Origin of the sequence: Leptospirillum ferrooxidans C2-3 (genome assembly GCF_000284315.1) — a bacterium.
Lineage (GTDB): Bacteria > Nitrospirota > Leptospirillia > Leptospirillales > Leptospirillaceae > Leptospirillum > Leptospirillum ferrooxidans.
Map to the genome: position 1 here is coordinate 2,455,747 of NC_017094.1, position 22,554 is coordinate 2,478,300.

At 49.4% G+C, this 22,554-nt stretch carries 27 protein-coding genes; 8 read left to right on the forward strand and 19 right to left on the reverse strand.

The features are described from left to right. Window positions 1–62: 62 nt before the first annotated feature. Together LFE_RS12185 and LFE_RS12190 are read right to left on the reverse strand one after the other, a co-directional pair. Entirely contained in the window at window positions 63–1,334 is a 1,272-nt protein-coding gene (locus LFE_RS12185; protein WP_232502609.1) for a DUF1015 domain-containing protein, read from the reverse strand. A 73-nt stretch (window positions 1,335–1,407) separates the two neighbouring features. Further along, window positions 1,408–2,385 (reverse strand): polyprenyl synthetase family protein, encoded by a 978-nt coding sequence (locus LFE_RS12190; protein ID WP_232502530.1) that lies wholly within the window; start codon window positions 2,383–2,385, stop codon window positions 1,408–1,410. 586 nt (window positions 2,386–2,971) lie between these two features. On the opposite strand from LFE_RS12190, the gene LFE_RS12195 reads away from it, so the two are divergent. Next, on the forward strand, window positions 2,972–3,301 hold the full coding sequence (locus LFE_RS12195) for a hypothetical protein (RefSeq protein ID WP_014450523.1): 330 nt from the start codon (window positions 2,972–2,974) through the stop codon (window positions 3,299–3,301). A 5-nt stretch (window positions 3,302–3,306) separates the two neighbouring features. Then, window positions 3,307–4,188, forward strand: a complete 882-nt coding sequence (locus tag LFE_RS12200) for a site-2 protease family protein (protein WP_014450524.1) — start codon at window positions 3,307–3,309, stop codon at window positions 4,186–4,188. A gap of 10 nt (window positions 4,189–4,198) precedes the next feature. Here the strand turns inward: LFE_RS12200 and LFE_RS12205 are convergent, their stop codons facing one another. Then, window positions 4,199–4,981: an inositol monophosphatase family protein gene (locus LFE_RS12205; RefSeq protein ID WP_014450525.1), complete on the reverse strand. Its 783-nt coding sequence runs from the start codon at window positions 4,979–4,981 to the stop codon at window positions 4,199–4,201. Window positions 4,982–5,105: 124 nt separating this feature from the next. Here LFE_RS12205 and LFE_RS12210 point away from each other — a divergent pair, with 124 nt between their 5' ends. The 4 genes from LFE_RS12210 to lpxC all read left to right on the forward strand — a co-directional run bounded on the left by LFE_RS12210 (window position 5,106) and on the right by lpxC (window position 8,750). Then, entirely contained in the window at window positions 5,106–5,729 is a 624-nt protein-coding gene (locus LFE_RS12210; protein WP_014450526.1) for a hypothetical protein, read from the forward strand. Window positions 5,730–5,757: 28 nt separating this feature from the next. Continuing rightward, a complete protein-coding gene (gene ppcA / locus LFE_RS12215) occupies window positions 5,758–7,326 on the forward strand; it encodes a phosphoenolpyruvate carboxylase (protein WP_014450527.1) in 1,569 nt (522 codons plus the stop codon). 12 nt (window positions 7,327–7,338) lie between these two features. Continuing rightward, the gene (locus LFE_RS12220) at window positions 7,339–7,644 is read left to right on the forward strand and encodes a hypothetical protein (RefSeq protein ID WP_014450528.1); all 306 of its coding nucleotides are present in this window, start codon (window positions 7,339–7,341) and stop codon (window positions 7,642–7,644) included. A gap of 197 nt (window positions 7,645–7,841) precedes the next feature. Further along, complete coding sequence (lpxC, locus tag LFE_RS12225; protein WP_014450529.1) at window positions 7,842–8,750, forward strand: UDP-3-O-acyl-N-acetylglucosamine deacetylase; 909 nt, start codon at window positions 7,842–7,844, stop codon at window positions 8,748–8,750. A 76-nt stretch (window positions 8,751–8,826) separates the two neighbouring features. Here lpxC and LFE_RS12230 read toward each other — a convergent pair whose 3' ends face one another. Next, entirely contained in the window at window positions 8,827–9,510 is a 684-nt protein-coding gene (locus LFE_RS12230; RefSeq protein WP_158310279.1) for a hypothetical protein, read from the reverse strand. Then, window positions 9,434–9,883, reverse strand: a complete 450-nt coding sequence (locus tag LFE_RS12235; protein WP_014450531.1) for a bifunctional nuclease family protein — start codon at window positions 9,881–9,883, stop codon at window positions 9,434–9,436. The genes LFE_RS12230 and LFE_RS12235 overlap by 77 nt, the downstream gene beginning before the upstream one ends. Before the next feature lie 255 nt (window positions 9,884–10,138). On the opposite strand from LFE_RS12235, the gene LFE_RS12240 reads away from it, so the two are divergent. Then, a complete protein-coding gene (locus LFE_RS12240) occupies window positions 10,139–10,468 on the forward strand; it encodes a 2Fe-2S iron-sulfur cluster-binding protein (RefSeq protein ID WP_014450532.1) in 330 nt (109 codons plus the stop codon). A 73-nt stretch (window positions 10,469–10,541) separates the two neighbouring features. Here LFE_RS12240 and LFE_RS12245 read toward each other — a convergent pair whose 3' ends face one another. Then, entirely contained in the window at window positions 10,542–10,787 is a 246-nt protein-coding gene (locus LFE_RS12245; RefSeq protein ID WP_014450533.1) for a sulfurtransferase TusA family protein, read from the reverse strand. A 231-nt stretch (window positions 10,788–11,018) separates the two neighbouring features. Here LFE_RS12245 and LFE_RS14595 point away from each other — a divergent pair, with 231 nt between their 5' ends. After that, entirely contained in the window at window positions 11,019–11,150 is a 132-nt protein-coding gene (locus LFE_RS14595) for a hypothetical protein (RefSeq protein WP_014450534.1), read from the forward strand. Window positions 11,151–11,258: 108 nt separating this feature from the next. On the opposite strand, the gene LFE_RS12250 is transcribed toward LFE_RS14595, so the two are convergent. The 13 genes from LFE_RS12250 to rpmH form a co-directional block, all read right to left on the reverse strand. Further along, window positions 11,259–12,380 (reverse strand): ribonuclease III family protein, encoded by a 1,122-nt coding sequence (locus LFE_RS12250; protein ID WP_014450535.1) that lies wholly within the window; start codon window positions 12,378–12,380, stop codon window positions 11,259–11,261. Between the two features lie 104 nt (window positions 12,381–12,484). After that, a complete protein-coding gene (locus LFE_RS12255; protein ID WP_014450536.1) occupies window positions 12,485–13,258 on the reverse strand; it encodes a 3'-5' exonuclease in 774 nt (257 codons plus the stop codon). A gap of 11 nt (window positions 13,259–13,269) precedes the next feature. After that, the gene (gene mnmA, locus LFE_RS12260) at window positions 13,270–14,394 is read right to left on the reverse strand and encodes a tRNA 2-thiouridine(34) synthase MnmA (protein WP_014450537.1); all 1,125 of its coding nucleotides are present in this window, start codon (window positions 14,392–14,394) and stop codon (window positions 13,270–13,272) included. Further along, window positions 14,391–14,789, reverse strand: a complete 399-nt coding sequence (locus tag LFE_RS12265; protein WP_014450538.1) for a bactofilin family protein — start codon at window positions 14,787–14,789, stop codon at window positions 14,391–14,393. Before LFE_RS12265 ends, mnmA begins: the two co-directional genes overlap by 4 nt. Beyond that, window positions 14,789–15,649, reverse strand: a complete 861-nt coding sequence (locus tag LFE_RS12270) for a ParB/RepB/Spo0J family partition protein (RefSeq protein WP_014450539.1) — start codon at window positions 15,647–15,649, stop codon at window positions 14,789–14,791. Before LFE_RS12270 ends, LFE_RS12265 begins: the two co-directional genes overlap by 1 nt. Further along, entirely contained in the window at window positions 15,642–16,406 is a 765-nt protein-coding gene (locus tag LFE_RS12275; RefSeq protein ID WP_014450540.1) for a ParA family protein, read from the reverse strand. Before LFE_RS12275 ends, LFE_RS12270 begins: the two co-directional genes overlap by 8 nt. A 66-nt stretch (window positions 16,407–16,472) precedes the next feature. Further along, window positions 16,473–17,081, reverse strand: a complete 609-nt coding sequence (locus tag LFE_RS13375) for an RsmG family class I SAM-dependent methyltransferase (protein WP_014450541.1) — start codon at window positions 17,079–17,081, stop codon at window positions 16,473–16,475. After that, complete coding sequence (gene mnmG / locus LFE_RS12285; protein WP_014450542.1) at window positions 17,071–18,888, reverse strand: tRNA uridine-5-carboxymethylaminomethyl(34) synthesis enzyme MnmG; 1,818 nt, start codon at window positions 18,886–18,888, stop codon at window positions 17,071–17,073. The genes LFE_RS13375 and mnmG overlap by 11 nt, the downstream gene beginning before the upstream one ends. Window positions 18,889–18,900: 12 nt before the next feature. Continuing rightward, entirely contained in the window at window positions 18,901–20,253 is a 1,353-nt protein-coding gene (locus LFE_RS12290) for a tRNA modification GTPase (protein ID WP_014450543.1), read from the reverse strand. A 15-nt stretch (window positions 20,254–20,268) separates the two neighbouring features. Then, the gene (gene yidC, locus LFE_RS12295) at window positions 20,269–21,801 is read right to left on the reverse strand and encodes a membrane protein insertase YidC (RefSeq protein WP_014450544.1); all 1,533 of its coding nucleotides are present in this window, start codon (window positions 21,799–21,801) and stop codon (window positions 20,269–20,271) included. 60 nt (window positions 21,802–21,861) lie between these two features. Continuing rightward, window positions 21,862–22,023, reverse strand: coding sequence for a membrane protein insertion efficiency factor YidD (gene yidD, locus LFE_RS14445; RefSeq protein ID WP_232502531.1), 162 nt, complete (start codon window positions 22,021–22,023; stop codon window positions 21,862–21,864). Between the two features lie 20 nt (window positions 22,024–22,043). After that, window positions 22,044–22,385, reverse strand: coding sequence for a ribonuclease P protein component (gene rnpA / locus LFE_RS14450; protein WP_041774502.1), 342 nt, complete (start codon window positions 22,383–22,385; stop codon window positions 22,044–22,046). Between the two features lie 16 nt (window positions 22,386–22,401). Continuing rightward, window positions 22,402–22,536, reverse strand: coding sequence for a 50S ribosomal protein L34 (gene rpmH, locus LFE_RS13840; RefSeq protein ID WP_081495440.1), 135 nt, complete (start codon window positions 22,534–22,536; stop codon window positions 22,402–22,404). Window positions 22,537–22,554: the final 18 nt, after the last annotated feature.

A 22,554-nucleotide genomic window follows, 5' to 3' on the forward strand; every position in this document is an offset into this window, starting at 1 on the left:
TCAGGACCCAAGTCCCGACCCCCTACTGAAGTTTGCCCGATCTCAAAAACGGGACAAATTTTTTACAAGAGCCTCATCACCATACCCGTCAACGGTTTTGGATAAAAGTAAGTCGACTTCTGCGGCATCAGCTCGCCCCGGAGAGAAACATCCTCTACCACCCGGGCACCGGTCGGTCTCAGGATAAAGGCCACAGGATATTCACCCGCACGAATCTTCTTGATGACTTCATCTGCGGATTTGCTGTATCGAAGAAGATCTTCCTTCGCCACACGCTCTCGGGTCACGGAAAGGACTTCGGCGAGCACCCCTTCCTGGAGCCAATAGCTGTCAAGTGCCTGAACCCCTGGCCCTTTGGCACGGGGAAGCGAAACAATCCGGTATTCCACAGGGGATCCCCCGACCATACCGAAGAGAATTTCTCCGGGAGGGGATTCGAGAAGGGCTTTCTGGAAGGCAGTCTCCTGGCCAACGGGAAACGTAGCCACCGTCTTGAGCGGGCTTTTGGAACCAGTCAGGGCAGCCCATGGGTTTTCACCCACGTTATGCACCATCCGGTGTGTCGGAAGAACGGTCAACCCGGGGTTTTCCATCGCAACGAGAAACACTGTCACGAATTCAAATGGAGCGTTCGGACCGGCGTTAGGATCTTCTTTCCTGCGTTCGTTCCTGTAGGCGAGATAGGTTTCATACCGATGATGCCCGTCGGCAATAAAAAGCGGAGTCGATGGAAAGAATGCGGATACAGCCGAAACCACTTTGGGATCTGTGACGGACGCAACCTCGTGAATGACTCCATCTCCATCGACACAACGAAACCTCGGGACGGACGCGGAAGAAAGACTTCCCATGATTTTGGCCGAAGGATCTGAATAGACACAGTAGATCTGGCTAAAAGAGGCTTTTGTGGCACGGAAAAGAGCCATACGGTCTTCTTTAGGGCCGGCAAGGGTTCTTTCGTGGGGATAAACGACCTTTTTTTCCCACTCTTCAAGACGGACGCGTCCGATAAATCCCTCTACCGTCCGAAGCTCGTTTTCCGGTCCGAAACGATAGCTCATTTTATAGGTGTAGAAGGCAGGAACGGAATCTTCGACCAAAACGCCCTCGGAGATCATCCGGGCCAGATCGGAAGCCGCCTGGGAATAGCGGTTTTTTCCGGGGACCTCTCCCTCAAAACCTTTGGGGAGCTCGAGCCGAATGACGTTGTTCGGATCTTTTTTGTAAAACTCCTCCTGGGCTTCCTTCGAGATAATGTCGTAGGGAGGGGTGGTTAATGATTCCATTTTTCCCTTGAGGGAATCCGGGTAAACAAGACCTTTGAATGGTTGCACTTCTGCCAAGGTAAAATCCTTTCAGATGGATGGGTGGAATACAGGGTGAAACATCATTGGACGGCCCGGATCTTCAGAGATCCCGGTCGATGATAAAATCAGACAATGCCAGAAGATTTTGCCGATGAGAAGAGTCGGGGAAGTAGTCCAGGGCAGCACGGGCCTGATTCATGAACCCTGTCGCGCGCGACAGGGCATATTCGAGCGACGATGTCTCTTTCATGAACGAGAGGACCATTTTCAGGTCACCCGGAGAAAGATCCCCCTTGCCCATGCAGGAAATGATCTTCTCCCGGTCCGAAGGAGAGACAGCAGACAGGCAATGGAGCAGAGGCAGGGTCATTTTTCCCTCGGAAAGATCTTTTCCAAGAGTTTTCCCAAGCCTCTCCTCCTTGGCCATATAATCAAGCGCATCGTCCGCAACCTGAAAAGCCATTCCGGCAAAGTAGCCATAATCCTCAAGAGCTTTTCGGCCTGCGGCATCAAGCCCGCCCAGAATGCCTCCCATCCGGCATGTTCCGGCTGTGAGGGCGGCGGTCTTTCTCGCGACAACTTCCAGATACTCTTCTTCCGTTGCCTGGGGGTTGTTATCCAGCATCAACTCCAGGATTTCTCCTTCTGACATCTGCCGGCACGCCAGGGTCAGGATATCGTTGATCTCATGGTCATGGATGCCTGTGGCGATGTACAGGGCTGTCGCATAAAGATAGTCCCCCACCAGAATGGCCGCCTGATTGCCCCAAACCTGATTGGCCGCCGGTTTGCCGCGGCGAATCTCGGCATGGTCCACAACATCATCGTGGAGAAGCGTTGCCGTATGGATAAACTCTACAGCTGCGGACAGGAGAACCATATTTGACCCGTCATAACCCGACAGTCTGGAGGATATAATCAGGAGCATCGGCCTCAGACGCTTGCCACCGCTTCCGAACAGATGAGCCGTCACATCGCGTATTGTGCTATTGGCGTCGAGCGTCAGGCCGTGAAGGGAGCTCTCTACAGCCTTCAGGTCCGTGGCGTAATCCGTCCAAACATTTCTCAGGCTTTCCATCGCAAGGGGATTCATGCGTTATAAATTAAGGCTTTTCCAGAGAACTTGTCAATCAAAAAATCAGGGCTGCAGATTCGAAGAATGAAGCGGATGTTTTTCATGCTTCAGGTTCTTCTGTTATCTTATCATATTCAAAAATGATTTAATCTAAAACAAGAAGTGGTCTTTAATGGTTTTTTTGACTCTTTTTTGCCCTCGAACCGCCACCAAAACTGATACGGTTCTCCCTTTTCTCACTCACAACGATTTTTGAAAGAGAATAACGATACATAGTTTTATCAGGTCGGGATTTCATTCAATGGTTGAGAAGAAACAGCACTGTTGAGCGAATGTGTGGCCAAATCAGGATCCGATCCAGACAACGCTGTGTTCTTCCGGGACGGAGTTGATCTATAACCTCTTGATCGGGTTCAGGGCGACACGCATTATGAGCCATGGCTGGATCGAACGATAGCGGAGCTGAATCTTAAAACATCCCCGGAAACGGATCAGGGCGCTTGGACCCGATTCTCAATCGGCATTCGACTTTCCAAGAAGGCTTTCCGTACCACCCTGCTGCTGATATGATTGGAGGAGGAGGTATCCCATGAGCGAGGACCCAAGAACATTTCAGCAGACTCAGGTCGGAAAAGACCTTCAGAAATCCCAGGGTCCCATTCCCTACTGGATGATGGTCCTGACCGCTATTGTCTACAGTGTGGCTTTGATACTGTCCCTTCCCCTATTTGGAAACCGCCACACGCCCACCAACAGACCCCCAACTTTCCTGAACAAAACCCATACCAGAGCTTGGGTCGACTACGGGACAGTTGCTGGAGCGGCCTACCTTGGTGTTGGGTTTTATGTCATTTATTACATGATGATGATCCGTCCCAAGAAGAGAAAAAATCACAATAGCCAGTTTCCCGAGGAATGAGCTCCTTGGAAGAGGATCTTTTCCCGGAGACCGTTCTCTCCCCCCCGCCTCCCCGTCGCAATTTGCTTCCGGCCGTTTTGTATGGCCTGACCTGGATCACCACCACCGGCGCAGGAGCGATGCTTTCCGGACAGAATCCCCTGGACTTTCCTGGGGGATTTTTAAAAGGGTTGCCTTTTTCCTTCACGCTCATGGCCATCCTGACACTCCATGAGGCGGGGCATTACCTCGTGGCCCGCTGGTACAATGTGCCGACAAGCTGGCCCTACTTCATCCCCGCACCCACCCTGATCGGAACCTTTGGAGCCATTATCCGGACACCCCCGGCACCAACGTCCTCCAATGTCCTTTTTGACATCGCCGCTGCTGGCCCAGTGGCCGGACTCATTCCGGCGATCATTGCACTCATCGCGGGAGTCCATTCATCTACCGTTGTCAGCACCATTCCCCCAGCGGGAGGTGGTCAACTCGAGCTGGGAGAATCCCTGCTTTTTAAAGCCGTGGGAGCTCTTTTCGGACCTCAAAACATCCATGGAGAGCTTCTTCTGTCTCCAATTGCTTTTGCCGGATGGATGGGTCTTCTCATTACGTCCCTGAATCTCATTCCGGCAGGTCAGCTCGACGGAGGTCACGTTTTTTACGCGTTTTTCGGAAAACGGCTCCACCGGGCAGCAAGACCTGTCATTTTGTCCATTCTATTGATTCTCGGGTGGGAAACATGGCATGGATGGATCGTATGGGCGGTACTTCTGTTCGTCATGGGAGCCGGACATCCGCCCGGCATCGCTCATGACATGGGACTCTCAAAACGCAGGAAAATTCTCGGAGTTCTTCTTTTTATCGTCGAATGCCTGATCTTCGTTCCCTCTCCCCTGAAGGGAAGCTAGCGCCTCCCCTTCAGATTGCCAGAGTCGAAATCATTTCTGGATGGATAAGGCCATTTGAGGCGACAATACATCCACTCTTCAATGTATGAGGGGATCCGTCCCGATCGGTAACGGTCCCTCCGGCCTCCCGTACAATCAGGCTTCCCGCTGCGGTATCCCATGGTGAAAGCCCCAATTCCCAAAATCCGTCGAGCGCCCCTGTGGCGACATAGCATAGATCGAGAGCCGCCGACCCTGTTCTCCGGATTCCATGACATTTTTTCCAGAAGCGGTCAAAAAATGGCATGTTGTTCCTTTCAGGATCGTCTCTTCTCGCAGCGGCAAATCCTGTGCACAAAAGAGCGGCCGACAGCTTCGGCGTCTTGGAAACCTGGAGCGGCTCACCATTCAGGGTTGCACCTTTTCCTTTTTCCGCCTCAAATGTCTGGCGACGGATCGGATCGTGAATGATTCCGTACTGGAGGACACCCTTTTGCTCAAAGCCAATGGAAATGCAAAAAAAGGGAAAGTGATGGGCGAAATTGGTCGTTCCGTCGAGAGGATCAATCACCCACCGGTACTCGGCTTCTGATCGGACCTCCCCTCCTTCCTCCCCCAGAATTCCGTCCCCGGGAAAACTTTCCTCGATAATGGCAACAATCCCTTTTTCCGAAGCCAGATCGATTTCCGTTACAAGATCCATTTCATTTTTATAAGAGATCGTCAGACGACGATCAAAACCGGCCATGATCAGTGGACGAACCTGCTCAATGGCAGCCCTGCCCACTGACCGGACCTTTGCCAAATCCCTCATTGACTTCCTTTCCGGCACATGCGTTCACCGTTTCCCAAAAAGGCCAAGCGATCCCATTAGAAACACGATCAAGGATATCCTACAGACACCATCTTATGATAGACTCGCTCGTTAGGAACTTAAAATGGGAGCAACTGGCTTCACCTATGACCGTCTGGATTCAGCCACCCGGATCCAGCTTAAAATACCTACCTGGGAGCCAACGATGTTCGTAACGATCACATTCATACGGTGGTTGCATCTCGTGGGGGCCGCGGCTCTTGTCGGCGGAATGGTCCTCCAGCTCTTCGTCCTGTCACCCCTGCTTTCGGGAATTGACCCTTCTGTCAGAGGGAAGCTGGCCAAAAAAGCTTCAGAGTTCTATCTTCCCGTCTTTTGGGTCAGCATGGCTCTTTTGATCATCACAGGGGCCTTTGTCATTTTTGATCGCCTTGTCTCACTGGAGAACATGGTGTTCCCCTACAAGAATTCCTATGAGACATTCTGGCTTCTGAAACTGAGTTTTGTCGGCGCCATCGGCATCCTGGGCATCCTGACCGCCAAAATGTCCGGAGAAATTCGAGGACTTTCGCTGAAACAGCTCGAGACAACCGCCGACTCACGGATGATTGATGAGCTCGAAGTCCAGAAATCGGCTCTCAGACGACGGGTGAGCCTTTTAAGAAATATCAATGTCATGCTGGGCATTTTTGTCCTTCTCTGGGCTGCAGTCCTCCAAAATATTTTTGGTCTTCTCATCCTTCGCTGACCAACCTTTTCCTATAAGGAGAATCCTTTTGCCCGAAAACTTTCTTCGTCCGGTCTATCACCAGTCCTTTCTGGATCGAAAGATCCCCACAACCATGGCGACGCAGCACCCGGACAATGCAAGCGCTCCATACTGGAAATCCAACGGAGAAGCCTTTATCAGCACACTCGACGAGCTTGAGGAGTGCTTTCGCAGTTATACCGATATCGGCTGCCAGGAATATATGTGGGACTGGGAAGGAAAGTATGTTGACGAAGGGGTGGTAGACAAACTCTTTTCCTCATATCACGAGTATTTTCAAAAATATCAGCTGGGAAAGGATGTCTTTCTCACCTTCAGGCTTCCCAACATCTGGTATGAAAAAGGATACCGGATCGCCAGGGCTTACATTGGCATTCTGACCTTCGCGGATCTGGCTCGCGATCTCGGACTGAACTCTCCTCCTGTTTTTGAAGTGATTTTGCCAATGACGGACGAAGCCCAGAAAATGCTTCACCTCAAGACCACGTTCCAGAAGATCGCCCGACTCAAAAGCCAGGTCTTTGACGAGGTTCCGCTTGAACAGGAGACGGATTCTTCCTATCTCCAGGTGATCCCCCTCATAGAAGGCGTACCACAGCTGACGGCATCCCACAACATACTGAACGAGTATGCCCAGATCCATGAACAGGCCTATGGGGAAAAGCCTCCCTACATTCGGCCGTTTATCGCCCGATCCGATCCAGCACTGAACTCCGGATTCATTCCTGCCACGATCGCCGCCAAGGTCGCCCTCTCCGAGTACTATAAATTCGGAAAAGAATCCGGCATCGGCATTTATCCCATCATGGGTGTCGGTTCACTCCCATTTCGCGGAGGCCTTTCGCCCAATACCGTCCCCCAATTTGCGGAGGAATATGCCGGCGTCCGGACAGTCACACTCCAGTCGGCCTTCCGCTACGACTATCCCCTCGAAAAGGTTCGGGAGGCAGTACACCTTCTGAACAGGACCCTTCCTTTCACAACTCCTCTTTCCTATTCCGAAAAGGAAATCCGGGAGGGGGAACGACTCGCGACGATCTTTTCCGAGATCTATCAGAAAACGGTGGAAGAAATCGCCGATACCATCAACCTCGTATCGGAACATATCCCTTCCAGAAGGGAACGACGCCTGCATATCGGCCTGTTCGGGTATTCCAGGGGAATTGGACAAAAACGTCTCCCCCGAGCCATCGGATTTACGGCATCGCTCTACTCCCTGGGGATCCCTCCGGAACTCATTTCTCTCGGCAGGGGAATCCAGCAGGCCTTGTCCGAAGGGCTTGAAGAATCCCTCGCCACATTCTGTCGCTCCCTCAAGGAAGATGTGCGTCAGGCAGGTTTTTATCTGAACAGGGAAAATCTCAGATTCCTGTCTTCCGAAAACACGGCATGGGAAATGATTGCCCAGGACATTTCCATAGCGGAGTCATTCTTCAAGATAGAGCTGGGACCGGTGACGATTGAACATTATCTCCATCGCAACATTGTTTCGAGCATTTACTTTCTCTTGCAGGAAAACAAGAACATCACCCCGTACCTGCAAGATGCGGCCATTCTCAGAAAATCGCTTGGCTAATCCGGAGATAGCATGAAACCTCTCGAGAATCGACTTTTTCTCCGTGTGGTGATCCCAACACTCATCACTGTCCTGATCTCGTGGATCCTTTACACAGTCAAGGATCCACTCATGAAAGGGGCCGCTTCTGTCGCCCTTCTTTTCTTTCTCACCTTTTTTATTTTTGTCCTCAGAAAGCAGTACCAAAACAGGCAGGACTTCAAGATTCCCACCTGGCTCTTCATCACACTGATTTTCATCTTCATTTCTTTCTTTTCTTTTGTCGGAGCGATTCCCATCATCACCATGTTTACCCATCCACCGGCCGATATCCCTTAAAGTCACTGTGGCGGAGTTACCACATTAGTGACAACTCCGTCACTCTATTCCTCTAACAATCCTGTCCGATAAGACCCATAAGGGGAACGGACAAGTCCCGTGGATGCTGAATCCAAGGACCATCCCTCCCCTCCCGTTTCATTCTGGCATAAAAAGTGCTTCTGATAAGGCCAGAAAACCTATGGAAGGAGTGACTCATGAGCGGAACAGTCCGGAATCAAAGAACATTAAAACAAACAGTTGTTCTCGAAGGGATAGGCTTACATCAGGGGCTCCCCGCCAAAGCCACAATCCACCCCGCCCCGGTCAATACAGGAATTGTTTTTGTACGTGAGGATCTTGGTGGCAAGACCGTTCGCGCTCATGTGGAAAATGTTTCTTCAAGCAAATCTGTCCTTTCAACCGTCCTTGCCGAGAACAATGCTGAAATTCAGACAGTGGAACACCTTCTGTCCGCGGCAACCGGCCTTTACCTAGACAATATGATTGTCTCCCTCTCCGGTCCGGAGATGCCTATCCTCGACGGAAGCGCTCTCAACTTTATCCAGGCTTTTCGCAAGGCAGGAATTGTGGAGCAAACCTCCCCGGCAAGACTTCTCGCAATCACAAGACCTGTCTCTTTTGTCCACGGAAACAAGGAAATTCATGCAGAGCCATCTTCCCAATTCGAAGTCCATTATGAAATTGATTTTTTTGGAAAGCTTGTTCAGGATTTTTCTTTCCGACTGACAAAACATCGCTTCCAGCAGGAAATCGCTCCATCAAAAACCTTCTGTTTCGCCTCCGATGTCGAGAAAATGCAGGCTGCGGGAATGGCCAAGGGCGGTTCCTTTCAAAACGCACTTGTCTATGGGGATCAGGGACTCTTGAATCCGGAAGCACAAACTTTTGAAAACGAGTTCGTACGCCATAAAATCCTGGATTTTCTCGGAGACATGAGACTCGCCGGAGCGCCCATCATCGGCAAATTCACTGTCAAACGCGGCGGACATGCTTTCCACACCAAGTTTCTCTCTCATCTCCTTTCGGAAAATCTTCTGGAAGAGATTGATCACGTACCGGTCTATCAAGATTCTTCCATGGAACTTGCGCTCCATTGGGCCTGATTACGACATAATAAAGACATAAAAAAAGGGTACCAGGTTTTCCTGGTACCCTTTTTTACTTTCATCCCGATGGGACCTACCTTCTTTCGATCTCCTTTACCAGCCCCTTTACCGCTACCGCCGCATCTTTTTCAAAGGAAGCCGGTACTGCAGGAAAGAACATATAGACATAACCCCTTGCTTCACCATAGCCTGTCCAGATGATCTCATCATCCTCCGTATCCCAGATTCGTCCGAATAACCTCACATGTTCCGCTCCCCCAGAAACTTCCGACAATCTGAGATCTGTTTGCAAAAGATACCGGACATGCAGCTTCTGTCCAAGCGGAGATAGACCCACAATCCCCCTTACAGTATCGGGAGCGGATTTTTTCTTGAGATTTTTTAAAATCTCCGCAACGGATGGATCTTTCAAATACCCGCTGACAACATCCGGACCAACGATTTGCGACTTTCCGAAGTCTGAAGCAAGATCTTTTGCAAGTTCCGTCCCCAACCACTTCGTTTCGGATGAAATCCCTTCTGACTGACCAACAGGAAGAACAGCCAATCGGCCATTCGTAATCAGGGACGGAGTAAATTTTTCTGTTTTCCACTCGATCACTGAGAGATTGTTGATCGTTTTATGGCAAGACGATAAACTGATCAAAATCAAGAACAACGGGAAAAATGTGTTTGGATTGTTAGCTTTCCGGGCTGTCCGATTCTTCCGGATGGTCAAGAAGCTGGCGAAAATCCGGGGCATCCGGCATTTGATCAAGAACTTCCTCCTTTACAAAAATAGGCGCTTTGGCCCTTAGCGCAACGGCAATCGCGTCACTAGGACGGGCATCGATGGAAAATTCCGAATCTTTCGATAACAGGTGAAGGGCGGCATAAAAAGTCCCTTCTTCCACCCGGGAGATCACGACGGACAACACTTTCACATCCAAATGTTCCAGAAGGGCATTGAACAGATCATGTGTCTGCGGCCGCTCCGGGGGTTGATTCGCTCTCCCCATTGATATGGACTGGGCTTCAAACGGACCAATCCATATTGGTAAAGTATGTTCTTTCTCCAAGTCCTGCAAAATCAGGATGTAAGACTTTGTCATCCCGTCAAATATAATCTCTCTTACCTCGAATTCCAGCATGGTGGATCTCCTTTCCAGTTAACCAATGGTATCTCCCGCGGAGAGGAACTTCAACTTTTTGATCCTGCTCAAAATGGCTCTCTTAAATCTTTCAGTTGACCACACGGTTCCTTAACAAATAGAATAACAGGTGTTTTTCTGATTACACCGGTTGGAACCGACTATCGTTCCCGAAAAGGTCTTTCCTTGAATTGAGCATCTGAATTTTTGAGAAGATATTCCTGTCAACAATGAGCTATTCTGGAGAATTCTTTCATGCCCAAACTTACAATTACAGAACTGAACAAATCGGTAGAGATCGAAACTGGCGTTCCCATTTTGATCTCCCTGATGGTTCAGGGAATTTCATTTGGATTTGTTTGCGGCGGAAATGCCGCATGCGGTACCTGTAACCTCATCATCAAGGAAGGGGCAGAGACCCTCAAGCCCAGAAATGCCAAAGAAGGTTTCCTCGCAAAAGCCATGATGCTGGCCGATGACAACAGGCTCGCTTGCCAGACAGAAATGGGCTCTGGAGACCTGACAGTCTCCGTACCGGCACTTGGTCGCCCTCAGACCCCCTTTTCAATGCCATTTCCCAAATAAATAAAAGCCCTGGAGCCCTTAAATACCTCTCCAGGGCTTTTCCCTATTCCCCAAACCGGGTCTAGTGTATCGGTCAGATCCCTTCTTTCTCTTTCCTGATCCAAAACAAAAAAGACTTGTCCTTTTCTTCACTTTTCAGCAGAGTGTGTCCTGTTTTTTTGGTCCATGCCTCCATATCCGGACGACTGCCTGGGTCCGTTGAAATCATCAGAACAATTTCACCCACATTCATTTCGTTGATTTGTTTCCTGGTTTTTAGTACCGGCATGGGACACATCATTCCGGAACAGTCCAGTTTTACCGACTCGATATAATCCACTCAATTCTCCTTCACGCTATCCAATAATTCTCTTAACTTATTACAAAAAATAACAAATAAATGCGTTGACAATCCCCATTGTTCATGTTACGTTTCATTTATGAAACATGACTGATCACTTTTGAAATCATGTTTCATGGCTTTTCTAACATTCAAACCCAATGAACCACTAGGGGATATGATCCGGTTCCCAAGAGAGCATGGAGCATGTTCATTCAGAAGGAGCTCATCATGAAAAGAATTTCTGATTCCGGCGGTGTAGCCTTCACTTATGTTTCTGTAATCGGCACACTGGTAGCACTGGTGATCGTTTTTGGACATTTTTATGCAGTTGCCAACCACACACCCATCGGTGGATTGTAAAACGACCTCCTCCTCAAATCCATCCCTACGAGAATCTCTCTAAAAAAAGGGCGACCCATTCCGGGTTGCCCTTTTTTTGGAAAACCATTTACCATCATAGATTATTCCCTAAAATCCTTGGAAAGACTCACTTTGTTCGCCAGCCGAACTCTTTTCCCCAGGCGCAACAACCTCTTTACTCATCATCAAACCCGAGTCCTCAATCAATGGTTCTTCCTGGTCAGAAGGAAATGCCTCACGAGCCTGTAAAGTCTCAGTCATCTTGGTAGGGGCTTCGTGATCCAGATTTTCAGGAGCTGTTTCCGTCATTTCCCCGGTTCTCTCGCCCGGCTCATGGATGACTTCTTCAGCCATATGACTTTTATGAATTCCTGGTTCTTCCTGCAATGGTTCATCTGTCTTTTTTGTTTCACCATCCCGGCCACTGACCACTTCCCAGGCATTCTTGGCCGCAAGGATGGAAGCTCCCCTTTTGGTCGTTGTCTCCCCGGAGGCCAAAAGCTCCTCCTTCACAAAAGCTCCAACCCTGAAGCGTCTCTGGTGGGGAGGACCAAATTCTTCGATAACACGATATTCCGGTTGAACTCCATGGCTCCTTTGACACCATTTCTGCACAAGCATCTTGTAGTTCAAGGAGGGAGGCCGGCGAGGCACCAGGACAGAGGCAATGCTCGCTTCGGGCTCTTTTCTTTCCTTACCGTCTTTCGCTTCCTTGATCACATTGGCCTGTTCAAGACCAATGACAATTTCCCGAAGAGGCTGGGCAAACCAAGGGATCAGAATCTGTCGAACCGTTTCAAGGCCATACTCAAGATATAGACATGCTGTCAGGGATTCCAGGGTATCAGCCAGAATTGACGGATTATCCCGGTCTCCCGATGAATGGCTTCCCTTCCCCAAAATCATGAAAGAACCCAGATCCATTCGCCTTGCAATCGAAGCCAAAATCTGTGTACTGACGATGCTCGAGAAAATCTGGCCAATATCCCCTTCATTAGCGGTGGGCCAAGTGTTCAAGAGATACTCGCTCACAATCAGTCCAATGACTCGGTCTCCTAAAAACTCCAGGCGTTCATAGTTTGGAACAGGATTTTTTCTGCCTCTTTCGTGAGATGCGGACCGATGGGTCAACGCCTCTTCAATCCTAAGGTTTTCCTTTACAGGAAGTCCCAGAATACGAATGAGTAATTCGGGTGATCGGGGAAGGGTCTTCCCCCGATATTCAAACAATACTGCCTCCTCTTCGAATTACCGAAATCAAATTGTGAACACAATATAACGGACGACATTCTCCCACAAAAAGGACTTTCAAATCCAACAGATTCTTCCATTTTTCAGATCGATACCAATTTTACAGCCATGACGTCCTGCATGGACAGGCTTGATTCCTCACCCCCCTGTTCGATACATACGCTTTCACCATTTAAAGAAATGACTTTACCTTCTATCGAGCCCCAGGACAGGAACCCTCCAGGAAAACTTCTCTCTATCAAGACAGGCAAATCCCGTTGCTGGGCCCACGACAGAAGATCCTTCTGATATCGGTGGGCGCTCGTTCCTCCCCATCCGCACCACATTCTGAGAACACCTTCATCATGGGAAGAAAGGGATTTTTCAAATAATTTTGTCAGTATTCCCCTCATTGCGTCCACATCACCCATAGCCCGGTGGGGATTATCATGAACCACCCCCATAGTCCGGACAAGTTCAGTCAACTTATAGGACGAAAGCTCAGGTTTCATCCTGCGGAAAAGAGCAAGAGAGTCGATTCCAGGATTCCCTAAAGGGATTTCGCCTTGCCGGATCAGGTCCCTGTTGATCATTCCCAAATCAAAAGACAGATTATGGGCCACAACGATCGCGTTTATCAGATGATTCTTCCATTTCCCGTATAACGCTTTCAAGGGAGGATAGCCTATGGTCATTTCTGTTGTAATCCCATTGATCCGGCTGACTTCCTCCGGAATGGCCCCCTGACCACCGACCATGCTTTCCCCCCGGAACACCTCGACATCACCCTGCCAGACGGATAATCCCCACTCCACGACTCTCGCCTCCGGGTCCCGTAACAGACCCGATGTCTCCACGTCGAGATACGCAATGTTCAACCGGTCCCCCTTCAAGATTCTTCATTCCCGGATAAGGAGATCGTTCCGGCTCCAAGAATGATCTCCCTATCAAACAATATTGCACCAACCTGTCCTGGAGAAACCCAAGGAGAAGGTTCCATAAGAGTCAGTCCAACCTTTTTCTGGCCAGGAGAATACCAGGATATCTGGCAAGCCACCGGTTTCATTGAGGACCTGAAAACGACCGACAAGGGGGTTTTAATGGAATCGGGATCTGGACCACTCCAATCTTCAAGGATACATTCCTCAACAGAAAGGCTCTCTTTCGAACCAAGAACGACTTGCTTCCTTTCGGGAATAATATCGAGGACATACACTCGTTCTCCAAACCCTGTTCCCATCCCTCTTCGTTGACCTCGCGTAAGTCCCAGACCACCTTCCATCGATCCGATCTTTTCCCCCGATTGCCCGACGGCTTCCCATTGTCCCTTCATTTCCAAGGGAATCCAGCGATCAAGGTAAGACTTCAGATTTTTATCCGACACAAAACAAGCTTCCATGTTTTCAACCATCTCTGAAACCGGAAAACCGGAATTTCTGGCAATCTCCCGGACTTCTTCCTTCGTCAATTCTGCCAAGGGCCATTCAAGTCGCTCAATTTCAGACGACTGAAGCTTTGCCAAAAAATAGGACTGGTCTTTTTTGGAATCTTTCCCTTTCGCAACATGGAAAGCTCCCGTAAGAGGGGAATGGGTCTTTCTGGCATAATGACCTGTTGCGACTTTCTGAATATTCAGGGAATCGGCAAGCGCCATCAACTCATGGATCTTCACCTGAGCATTGCATGTCACGCAGGGATTCGGGGTTTGAGCCTTCAGATACTCCTCACGAAAGGGATCCATGACCTTTTTCCGGAACGCATCACGCCGGTCAACCATGATAAATGGGATCGAAAGAATTTCTTCGCAGAGGTATTTGACCATGGGCACATGACAGCATCCCCGTTCGGACCAGGGACGGGAGGTTTCGGGAGATGTCCCGCATTCAGACTGATCTTGTGGGTCCCATATTTCGATGATAGCCCCGGTAACGTCATATCCTGCCTGTTGCATCTTCAGGGCGGCCACAGCGGAATCCACTCCTCCGCTCATTCCAACCAGGACTTTATTATTCATTTTCTTGTCTTGTCGGATTCTCCGCTCCCGGCTTCCGGCATTTCACATTGACCATTAAAGATCACCCCTTCCTCAACCAGCAATGATCTCGTCTGTATTTTTGCCCTGACTTTTGACGGTTTGACAAGATGGAGAGAATCCCCCGATTCGATTTCCCCGGTGATCTGGCCACCGCAAACCACAGTCCTGACCCGGACAGCTCCATCGATTTCGGCCGTTTCCCCAATGATCAGAGTGTGGTTTGAGATAATCTCCCCATCGACCTTTCCATCAATTCGCATGGTCCCTTCAAACTGGATCACACCTTTAAAGTAGGTTTCCTTCCCCAGGAAAGCCGTTATGTTTTTTCCGGACAAACCGGACTGGTTCTTGAACGAATTGCTTTCAGATGACATTATTCAGACCTTTCGCTTTCATAATCGGGAGTAAGACCCAATCGCCCAAGAAAGTCATTCAGATCCTTCTCATCCTGAATGTCGACCGTAATCTGAAACGCTTTTTTCACTGGTTTGATCCGGACAGCCCTTCCAAAACTTGACGTCAAGGTTTCCTGACTTGACACTGCCCATTCGGGAACGGCTTTTTTGGGAAACGTTTTTTTCCCAATATTCTTTTCAAGACTTCTGACAGAGAGACCCTCTTCTATAATGCTGTTTTCCCACTTCTTCTGCATCTGGGGGTCTTTGATGCCAAGCAGGATTTTTGCATGGCCCATATTCAACTCTCCGGTTTCCAGAAGGCCCAGCGTTTCAATAGGCAATGCAAGAATGCGGAGATAGTTTGCAATGGTAGAGCGTTTCATGCCCAAATGTTTGGCCAATTGTTCCTGTGTCCAGGTACATTCTTCAATCAACTGGTTCAGTCCCACGGCGATTTCAACAGGGTTCAGATCCGAACGCTGCAGATTTTCGACCAGAGCGATCTCGAGCAAACTGGTCTCCGGAATATCCTTGACGATTCCCGGAATCGTTTCCCAGCCCAAACGGCACGCTGCCCGGTACCGTCTTTCTCCGGCCACCAGGAAGTATCCCTCTCCCCGACTGGGAATTTTGGTCAAAATAATCGGCTGGAGAATTCCATGATTGGCCAGAGAGTCCATCATCTCAAGGAGCTCTTCTTCCCTGAAGGTCTTCCTCGGCTGATAGGGATTTCCCTGAATATCCGTTACCGGAATCATGAGGATATCCCCCTCATGGCTCGGTCCTTCTGGTTCAAAAAGAGAATCAAGCCCTCGTCCCAAACTGTTTTTAGCCATATGCAAGGATCTCCCGTGCCAAATGCAGATACGATTGGGCCCCGCGGCTCATCGCGTCATAGAGAAGAACTGGCTTACCGTGGCTTGGTGCCTCACCAAGAGTCACATTTCTGGGGATGATGCTTTTAAAAACCATCTCGGGAAAATGATTTTTCAACTCATCCAATACCTGATTCGAGAGTCTGTTTCTCTTGTCAAACATTGTTGGGAGTATTCCCTCGATTTCAAGGGAGGGATTCCATGACTTCCTGACCCGTTCAAGCGTTTTCAAAAGATGGGACAATCCTTCCAAAGCAAAAAACTCACATTGAACAGGTATTAAAACAGAATCGGCCGCGACCAGGGCATTAATCGTGATATAGCCAAGAGATGGAGGGCAATCCAGAAAAATAAAATCATAATCCGAAAGGGAACACTCTGCCATTTTTTTCCGAAGTGTCAGATGTGGATTTGACATTTTGGCCCCTTCAGCTTCAAATCCTGCCATCTGCATCGTTCCCGGCAACAGCGATAAGTACTTCAGACTTGTTTCCAGCATGCACTCACCCATCGATCGGGTTCCGGCAATAAACTGATAGGATGACGGTGCCGAAGGAGAAAGGGAGATACCCAAACCACTTGTCGTGTTTCCTTGAGGGTCCAGATCAATGATCAGAACTTTTTTTTCTTCAACAGCCAGGGACGCTGCAAGATTGATCGTTGTAGTCGTCTTCCCGACTCCACCCTTCTGATTTGCAACCGCCATGATTCTTGGCATTCAATCCTCCGCCCGAGCGATATACATAGTCTTTTTAGCCGATTGTTCCACGTGGAACAATCCTCATCAAAGGCCGGTTTGGCCAGACAAAAGAGCTTCTGAGACATAAAAGTCTGCCACTTTTCCAGACTGTCCGGATTCCTTAAAATCTTTGAATGTTATCCCATGAACAGCCATGGAAGAGCAAGTCAATAAAGGAAGATCCTCACCAAATTTTCGAATCCGGATCGGAGAGTACAGAGGCAATAGCGGTAAACACGCCTTCAAAAGATCTTCCCAGGAAACTGCCTTCGACCAGATATCGACTTGGCTCCCTGAAAGATACGGCTTAATCATCGTAATATCTTCCAGAACATGAACATTGGACAGTTTGAGGTTTCCGGCGGCATACAGTAGAAAGGTCATTTTTTTTTGGCGACGCTCAATTAAGAATATGGGCCTGGCAGGATTTAAAATGGCAAAAATGATTCCTGGAGATCCATTCCCGGATCCCAGATCTACAAGAGGAAAAGGATCATTCTGCAAGGAGAAATACCTGGAGGCACTCGCTGGCTCAAAAATGAGATTTTTTTGGATTTCGCTTTTGGTGTGGAATCCTGTCAAGCGAACCCTGGAGTTCCAATGGAGTAACAAGTCGCAATATTGATCCAGAAGACGTTCCTGTTCAGCCACCATGAACCGACTTTTGACGCTTCAGCCTCATCCTGAGAGCCTCAAGCGCTCCAGGGCTGACGCCTTTTACCTGACTTGCATCAGAAAAAGTCCGGGGGTTTGCCTTTCTCAGACGAACCATCATTTCAGTCGAAATCCCAGGGACATCTTCTTGCAGGATTGAAGGAGGAATGATCGTCTCGGCTGCCAATGGACTCCGCGAATCATGGATCTGAATATACCCCTCATATTTGACCTCAGACTCAAAAGCAATCTTCCAGGATATTGGCCATGAACACAAAGCGGAGGAATCTTCGGAAAAGAGATCATCAAAAGACATTTCAGGCCTTTTCAATTGATCAATCGCCTTTTTCCCGTCAATGACCTTACGGGAGATCTCTCCCCTCCCCGCAGAAAATTCCTCCATCTTTTGAAGGAATCCCTCTTTCTGGTCTTCCCCCAACAATCCAAGTTCAATGGCGACCGGAGAGAGACGCATATCCGCATTGTGATAGCGAAGGGAGAGACGATTTTCCGCTCTTGAGGTGAACATCCGATAAGGCTCGTCAATTCCCTGGGTTACAAGATCATCAACCATGACACCGAGATACGATAACGACCGGTCCGGATACCAGAAGGAAGAGCCGCGGGCATAAGCTGCCGCGTTGATTCCGGCTACAAGTCCCTGCCCCGCGGCCTCTTCATAACCAGTCGTCCCATTAATCTGCCCTGCAAGAAAAAGATTTTCCAGATGTTGAACCTTTAAACCATGATCAAGCTGGTCCGGAAAAACGAAGTCGTATTCCACCGCATAACCGGGGCGCATGATGGCGGCTCTTTCAAGACCGGGGATCGATGCGACGATCTGTTCCTGAACATCGACCGGTAGACTCGTGGAGATTCCGTTTGGATAGACCTCATCGATTCCAAGACCCTCCGGCTCAATAAAAATGTGGTGGGAGTCCCGGTCAGGAAACTTGACGATTTTATCTTCAATAGAAGGGCAATATCGGGGACCAATCCCGCGGATTTTTCCGCTGTAGAGGGGTGAGCGGTCAAGGTTGTTTCGGATGATCTCTGATGTTTGGGCCGTTGTCCTGGTCAGATGACAAGGAATTTGAGCACCTTCATAAAAAATCCCGGTTGTTTTTCCAGAGAAAAAAGAAGGAGGATCATCCCCAGGCTGAATCGTTAATTTTGCCCAGTCTATGGTTTTGCCTGATAATCTTGGTGGTGTCCCGGTTTTAAGGCGGCCGAGCTGAAGCCCCAGATCTTCCGATAGAGGTCTGGAAAGTCGTTTTGAAGCCCGGTCTCCGGATCGTCCTCCTTCAAGAGTGGAAAAGCCCTGATGAAGGATACCCGAGAGAAAGGTCCCCGTCGTCAAAACAAAGGACTTCCCGGAAATTCTGGTCTCGTCGTGAAGAAGAAGAGATTGGACCTTCCCCCCTATCACCTCAACGCCGACAACCTCTCCTTGCCTCAACGAGAGACCAGGATAGGACTCCAGAAGTCTTCTCGCCAAATCACGATAACGATACCGGTCGGTCTGGACCCGCAGAGCCTGAACAGCATAACCTTTCCGGGTATTCAGCATACGAAACTGGAGCCCGGACTGATCTGCAAGCCGTCCCATGCCCCCGCCCATAGCCTCAATTTCTGCAACAATATGCCCTTTACCGATCCCTCCCACGGAAGGATTGCAGGACATTTGCCCGATCATATCAAGATTCAGCGTGATCAGAAGAGTGCGGAGCCCCATCCGGCAGGAAGCCAAAGCAGCCTCAATACCAGAATGACCTCCTCCTACAACGACCACATCCCATGAATTCACGATTCCTCCAAACTACTTCCCGATACAAAAGGTTGAAAAGATCCGGTCATAAACTTCTTCATGAGAGACGACACCAAACAGATCCTCCCACTCTCTGCGCATTTGCTCAAGTCTGTGGAGTGACTCGAGAAACTGGCCTGCAGAAAGCGGAATCCGCGCCTGCCTCATTGACCGTTGAAAACGCTGTAGCAAATCCAGTCGGATTGGAGAAGAATCCCCTCCAGAGTTTACGGATCCACCCTCATAATAGATCCTCGCCCGTTCGCCTATTGCCATTAAGAGCTCGGGAAGCCCCCTTCCCGTTCTGGAAGAAACGGGGTAAAGGACGGAAGGAGCAGGAGAAAGCTCCTTTAGAAAACGGTTGAGGGAGCCCTTTGGAAGAAGGTCCGACTTGTTCAGGACTGTCAGAAACTCTCCCGTGTGGTTCAGTAAGACAGGAGAAGGATCTTCGGGAGTCCGCAGGAATATCCCAAGAGAAATCTCTTTCAGGAGAGATTTTGTCATCCGGATTCCCTCTTTTTCAAGAGGATCATCTGTAACCCGAATGCCCGCTGTGTCCAGAAGGATCACATCCCCAAAAGCGGTTTGATAGCGACCTTCGATAACATCCCTTGTTGTTCCCGGAACGGTCGAGACTATTGCTCTCGACTCTCCGAGAATACGGTTAAAAAGGCTCGATTTCCCGGTATTGGGATGGCCGACAAGAGCGACGGTGAATCCGGATCGCTTTTTCAGCCCCCGTTTTTGATCCCGTACCATGGACGAAAGTTTTAGCAGGATCTGGTCCATGCGGCCAAGGAGATCTGAAAGCTCAGGAGCTTCCTCATCGGGAAGATCCAGGTGATCCACTACGACATAAAAATGAGCCAGAAGGGCGACCAGATCCTCCCTGAGGCGAGCCAAAGGATCATCCGAAGGAGATATAAAGTTTTTTAAACCCTGCAGATAAGTTTGATAGGAAGGAGCCTGAATCATCCTGTTCAGGGATTCAGCCTTTAAAAGGGTCATCTTCTTGTGCAAAAAAGCCCTGTAGGAAAACTCTCCAGGCTTTGCCGTACGGGCACCAAGGGAAATGAGCAGATTCTGGATTTTGCGGAGAGAATGGGGATTTCCATGCATCTGGAACTCTAGGATATCTTCCCCTGTAAAGCTGTCGGGCGCTCGAAAATACAAAACAATCCCTTCATCAACAGGAATCCCGTCCAAATTGATAACAGAAGTCAGATAAGCGTGTCGGGGGGTAGGGGATTCCGGAAAGGGAGAAAGAACCTTCCCAAAGGTGGAGAGCAGATCGGGCCCCGACAGACGCACGATCCCCAAGGGACCGGGAACCAAGGGTGTCGCCAGGGCAACGATCTGGTCCATGACTTTCTCCTGATGTCAGGCGGACTGTTTTTTCAGGTAACTCGTCGTCAGATATTGCTGAAGGATCGTCAGCATATTGTTGACCAGCCAATAAAGAACAAGTCCAGACGGAAAATTCAAGAAGAAAAAAGTCATGATGACAGGAACGACCATCATGACTTTCTGCTGTACAGGATCCGGAGAGGCCGGATTCAGACGGTATTGGAGAATCATTGTCAAACCCATCAGTACAGGAAGGATATAGTAAGGATCCTTCAGGGAAAGATCATGGATCCAGAGCATAAAGGGGGCCTGACGAAGCTCCACCGTATTGTTCAGAATATTATAAAGGGCGACGAAAACAGGGATCTGGACCAACATTGGCAAACATCCGCCAAGGGGATTGACCCGCCGTTCCTTATAAAGCGCCATTAAAGCCTGATTGAGGGCTGCCTTGTCGTCTTTATACTGATTCTGGAGTTTCTTGATTTCTGGCTGAAGTGTCTGCATCTGGTGAATGCTTCGATAACTCATGAACGCCAGTGGAGAAAAGATCAGCTTGATGATGATCGTCACCAGAATGATCGCCAGACCATAATTATGAAAAACATGGTGAAGATAGGTCATCAGGAGAAAAAGCGGTTTGGCAATGAGACTGATGAACATGATCCGGCCAAACATGAACCATCCGAAATCGATCGTATCAATCAGCGAAGGGTTTTGGGCTTTTAGAAGCGAGTATCTTTTGGGTTCACCGATAACGGAAAAGGTAGCGTCTCCCAGTGTTTCCATCTGAATCCAGGAGTTTGCTCCCGAGCGATGGATATCGGAAAGGGAAACTCCCTTTGGATTTGCGAAAAGCCCGATAAAGTACTTGTCCTCGTTTCCAAGCCATGCAAGGGGATGATCAAAAGAAAAAGCTCCGTCCTTCTTGACCTCTTCCATCTTCCCTTCGGTCGAGTGAATTGGGCCCTGAAACTCCGTTCCGTAGCTCTGGGTAATTTGCGAAAGGCCGAAATTCTCGCCCGACCCGAATACAACGGCCGCCTTGCCGGGGTTTTTGATTGCGACAGCGACTTCATATCCGGATGAAGGAAGCGTCAATGACAATGTGACGGGGTTCCCGTTCACCATGAACTTTTCTTCAAGAAGCGCCGATCCGGTCGAAATCGACTGGGCGGTCATGGAAAGAGGATTTCCGTTGAGGGTGATCGTGGCCGGATAAAGAGGAATCAGTGTTCCGGAAGATTTGGTGTAAAGCCCCATGGAAGAGAAACCGGGTTTCCGGGGAAGAAGTTCCAGCGGTTTACCATTGGAAATGTGAGAATAATGGGCCAGTTGCCAACCGACAACCTGTCCGGATTTCAGGGAAACGGTCCAGTGGACATCGGAGCCATTGATCGGGGCTAGTGCCGTCAATGGATCATCAACCATCGGGATCGAAAGGGCTTCCAATGTTTTTTGTGCGGTAGGAGGAAGATCCTTGGTTTTTGGTTTTTCCCAGATGGTATAGATCAGAAAATTGAAAGCCAGAACGATCAAGACAACCGGAAGGAGTTTTTTTAACATTGAGGTAAGGACCTTTCCTTCATATCCAATGAATAGGGGGAGAAAGCTCAGAAGGGGAACCTAGGGATCGTCCCTGCCACCGGGATGGAACGGATTGCACCGGAGGATTCTCCAGAGGGATTTCCGAAAAGCCTTCAAAAAAGGGTATTTCCGAAAAGCCTCGGCAGAATAGGATGAGCATGAGGGTTCAAAACGGCACGATGGAGCCAACCATGGGGACATGAAGCGCTTGTAAGCGACAATCAGACCGATGGAGACCCGTCTGGCCGTTCCCGCAGGATCTCCTTCAGGGCTTTCTGCAGGTGAGCCTGCATCAGGAGAAACTCGACCTTGATGGCCGGACGTCTTCCCATGAAAATCCATTGCCCCTCCGAAATGAGTCCAAGAGGCCGGATCGCTTCGCGTATCCGGCGGCGGATACGATTTCTCTCATGAGCTTTGCCAAGCTTGCGGCCGGAGATGACTGAAACCTGTAAAGCATCACCTGGCTGATAAAATACGACACATTCCTGGAGGGAGATCTTGCGGGAAGGACTCCGGATCATCTCCTGAATCTGGGATTTTCGCAGAGGGACCCACTTCAAGATACGAAAACCTGAGTCAAACGGTCAGGCGATGACGACCCTTTGCCCTGCGTCTTTTGATCACATTGCGTCCCTGTGGCGTGGACATTCTCTTCATAAAACCATGTGTTCTCTTGCGCCGAAGATTGCTCGGCTTGAATGTAATGGACATGGTGCAATTTCTCCCTTA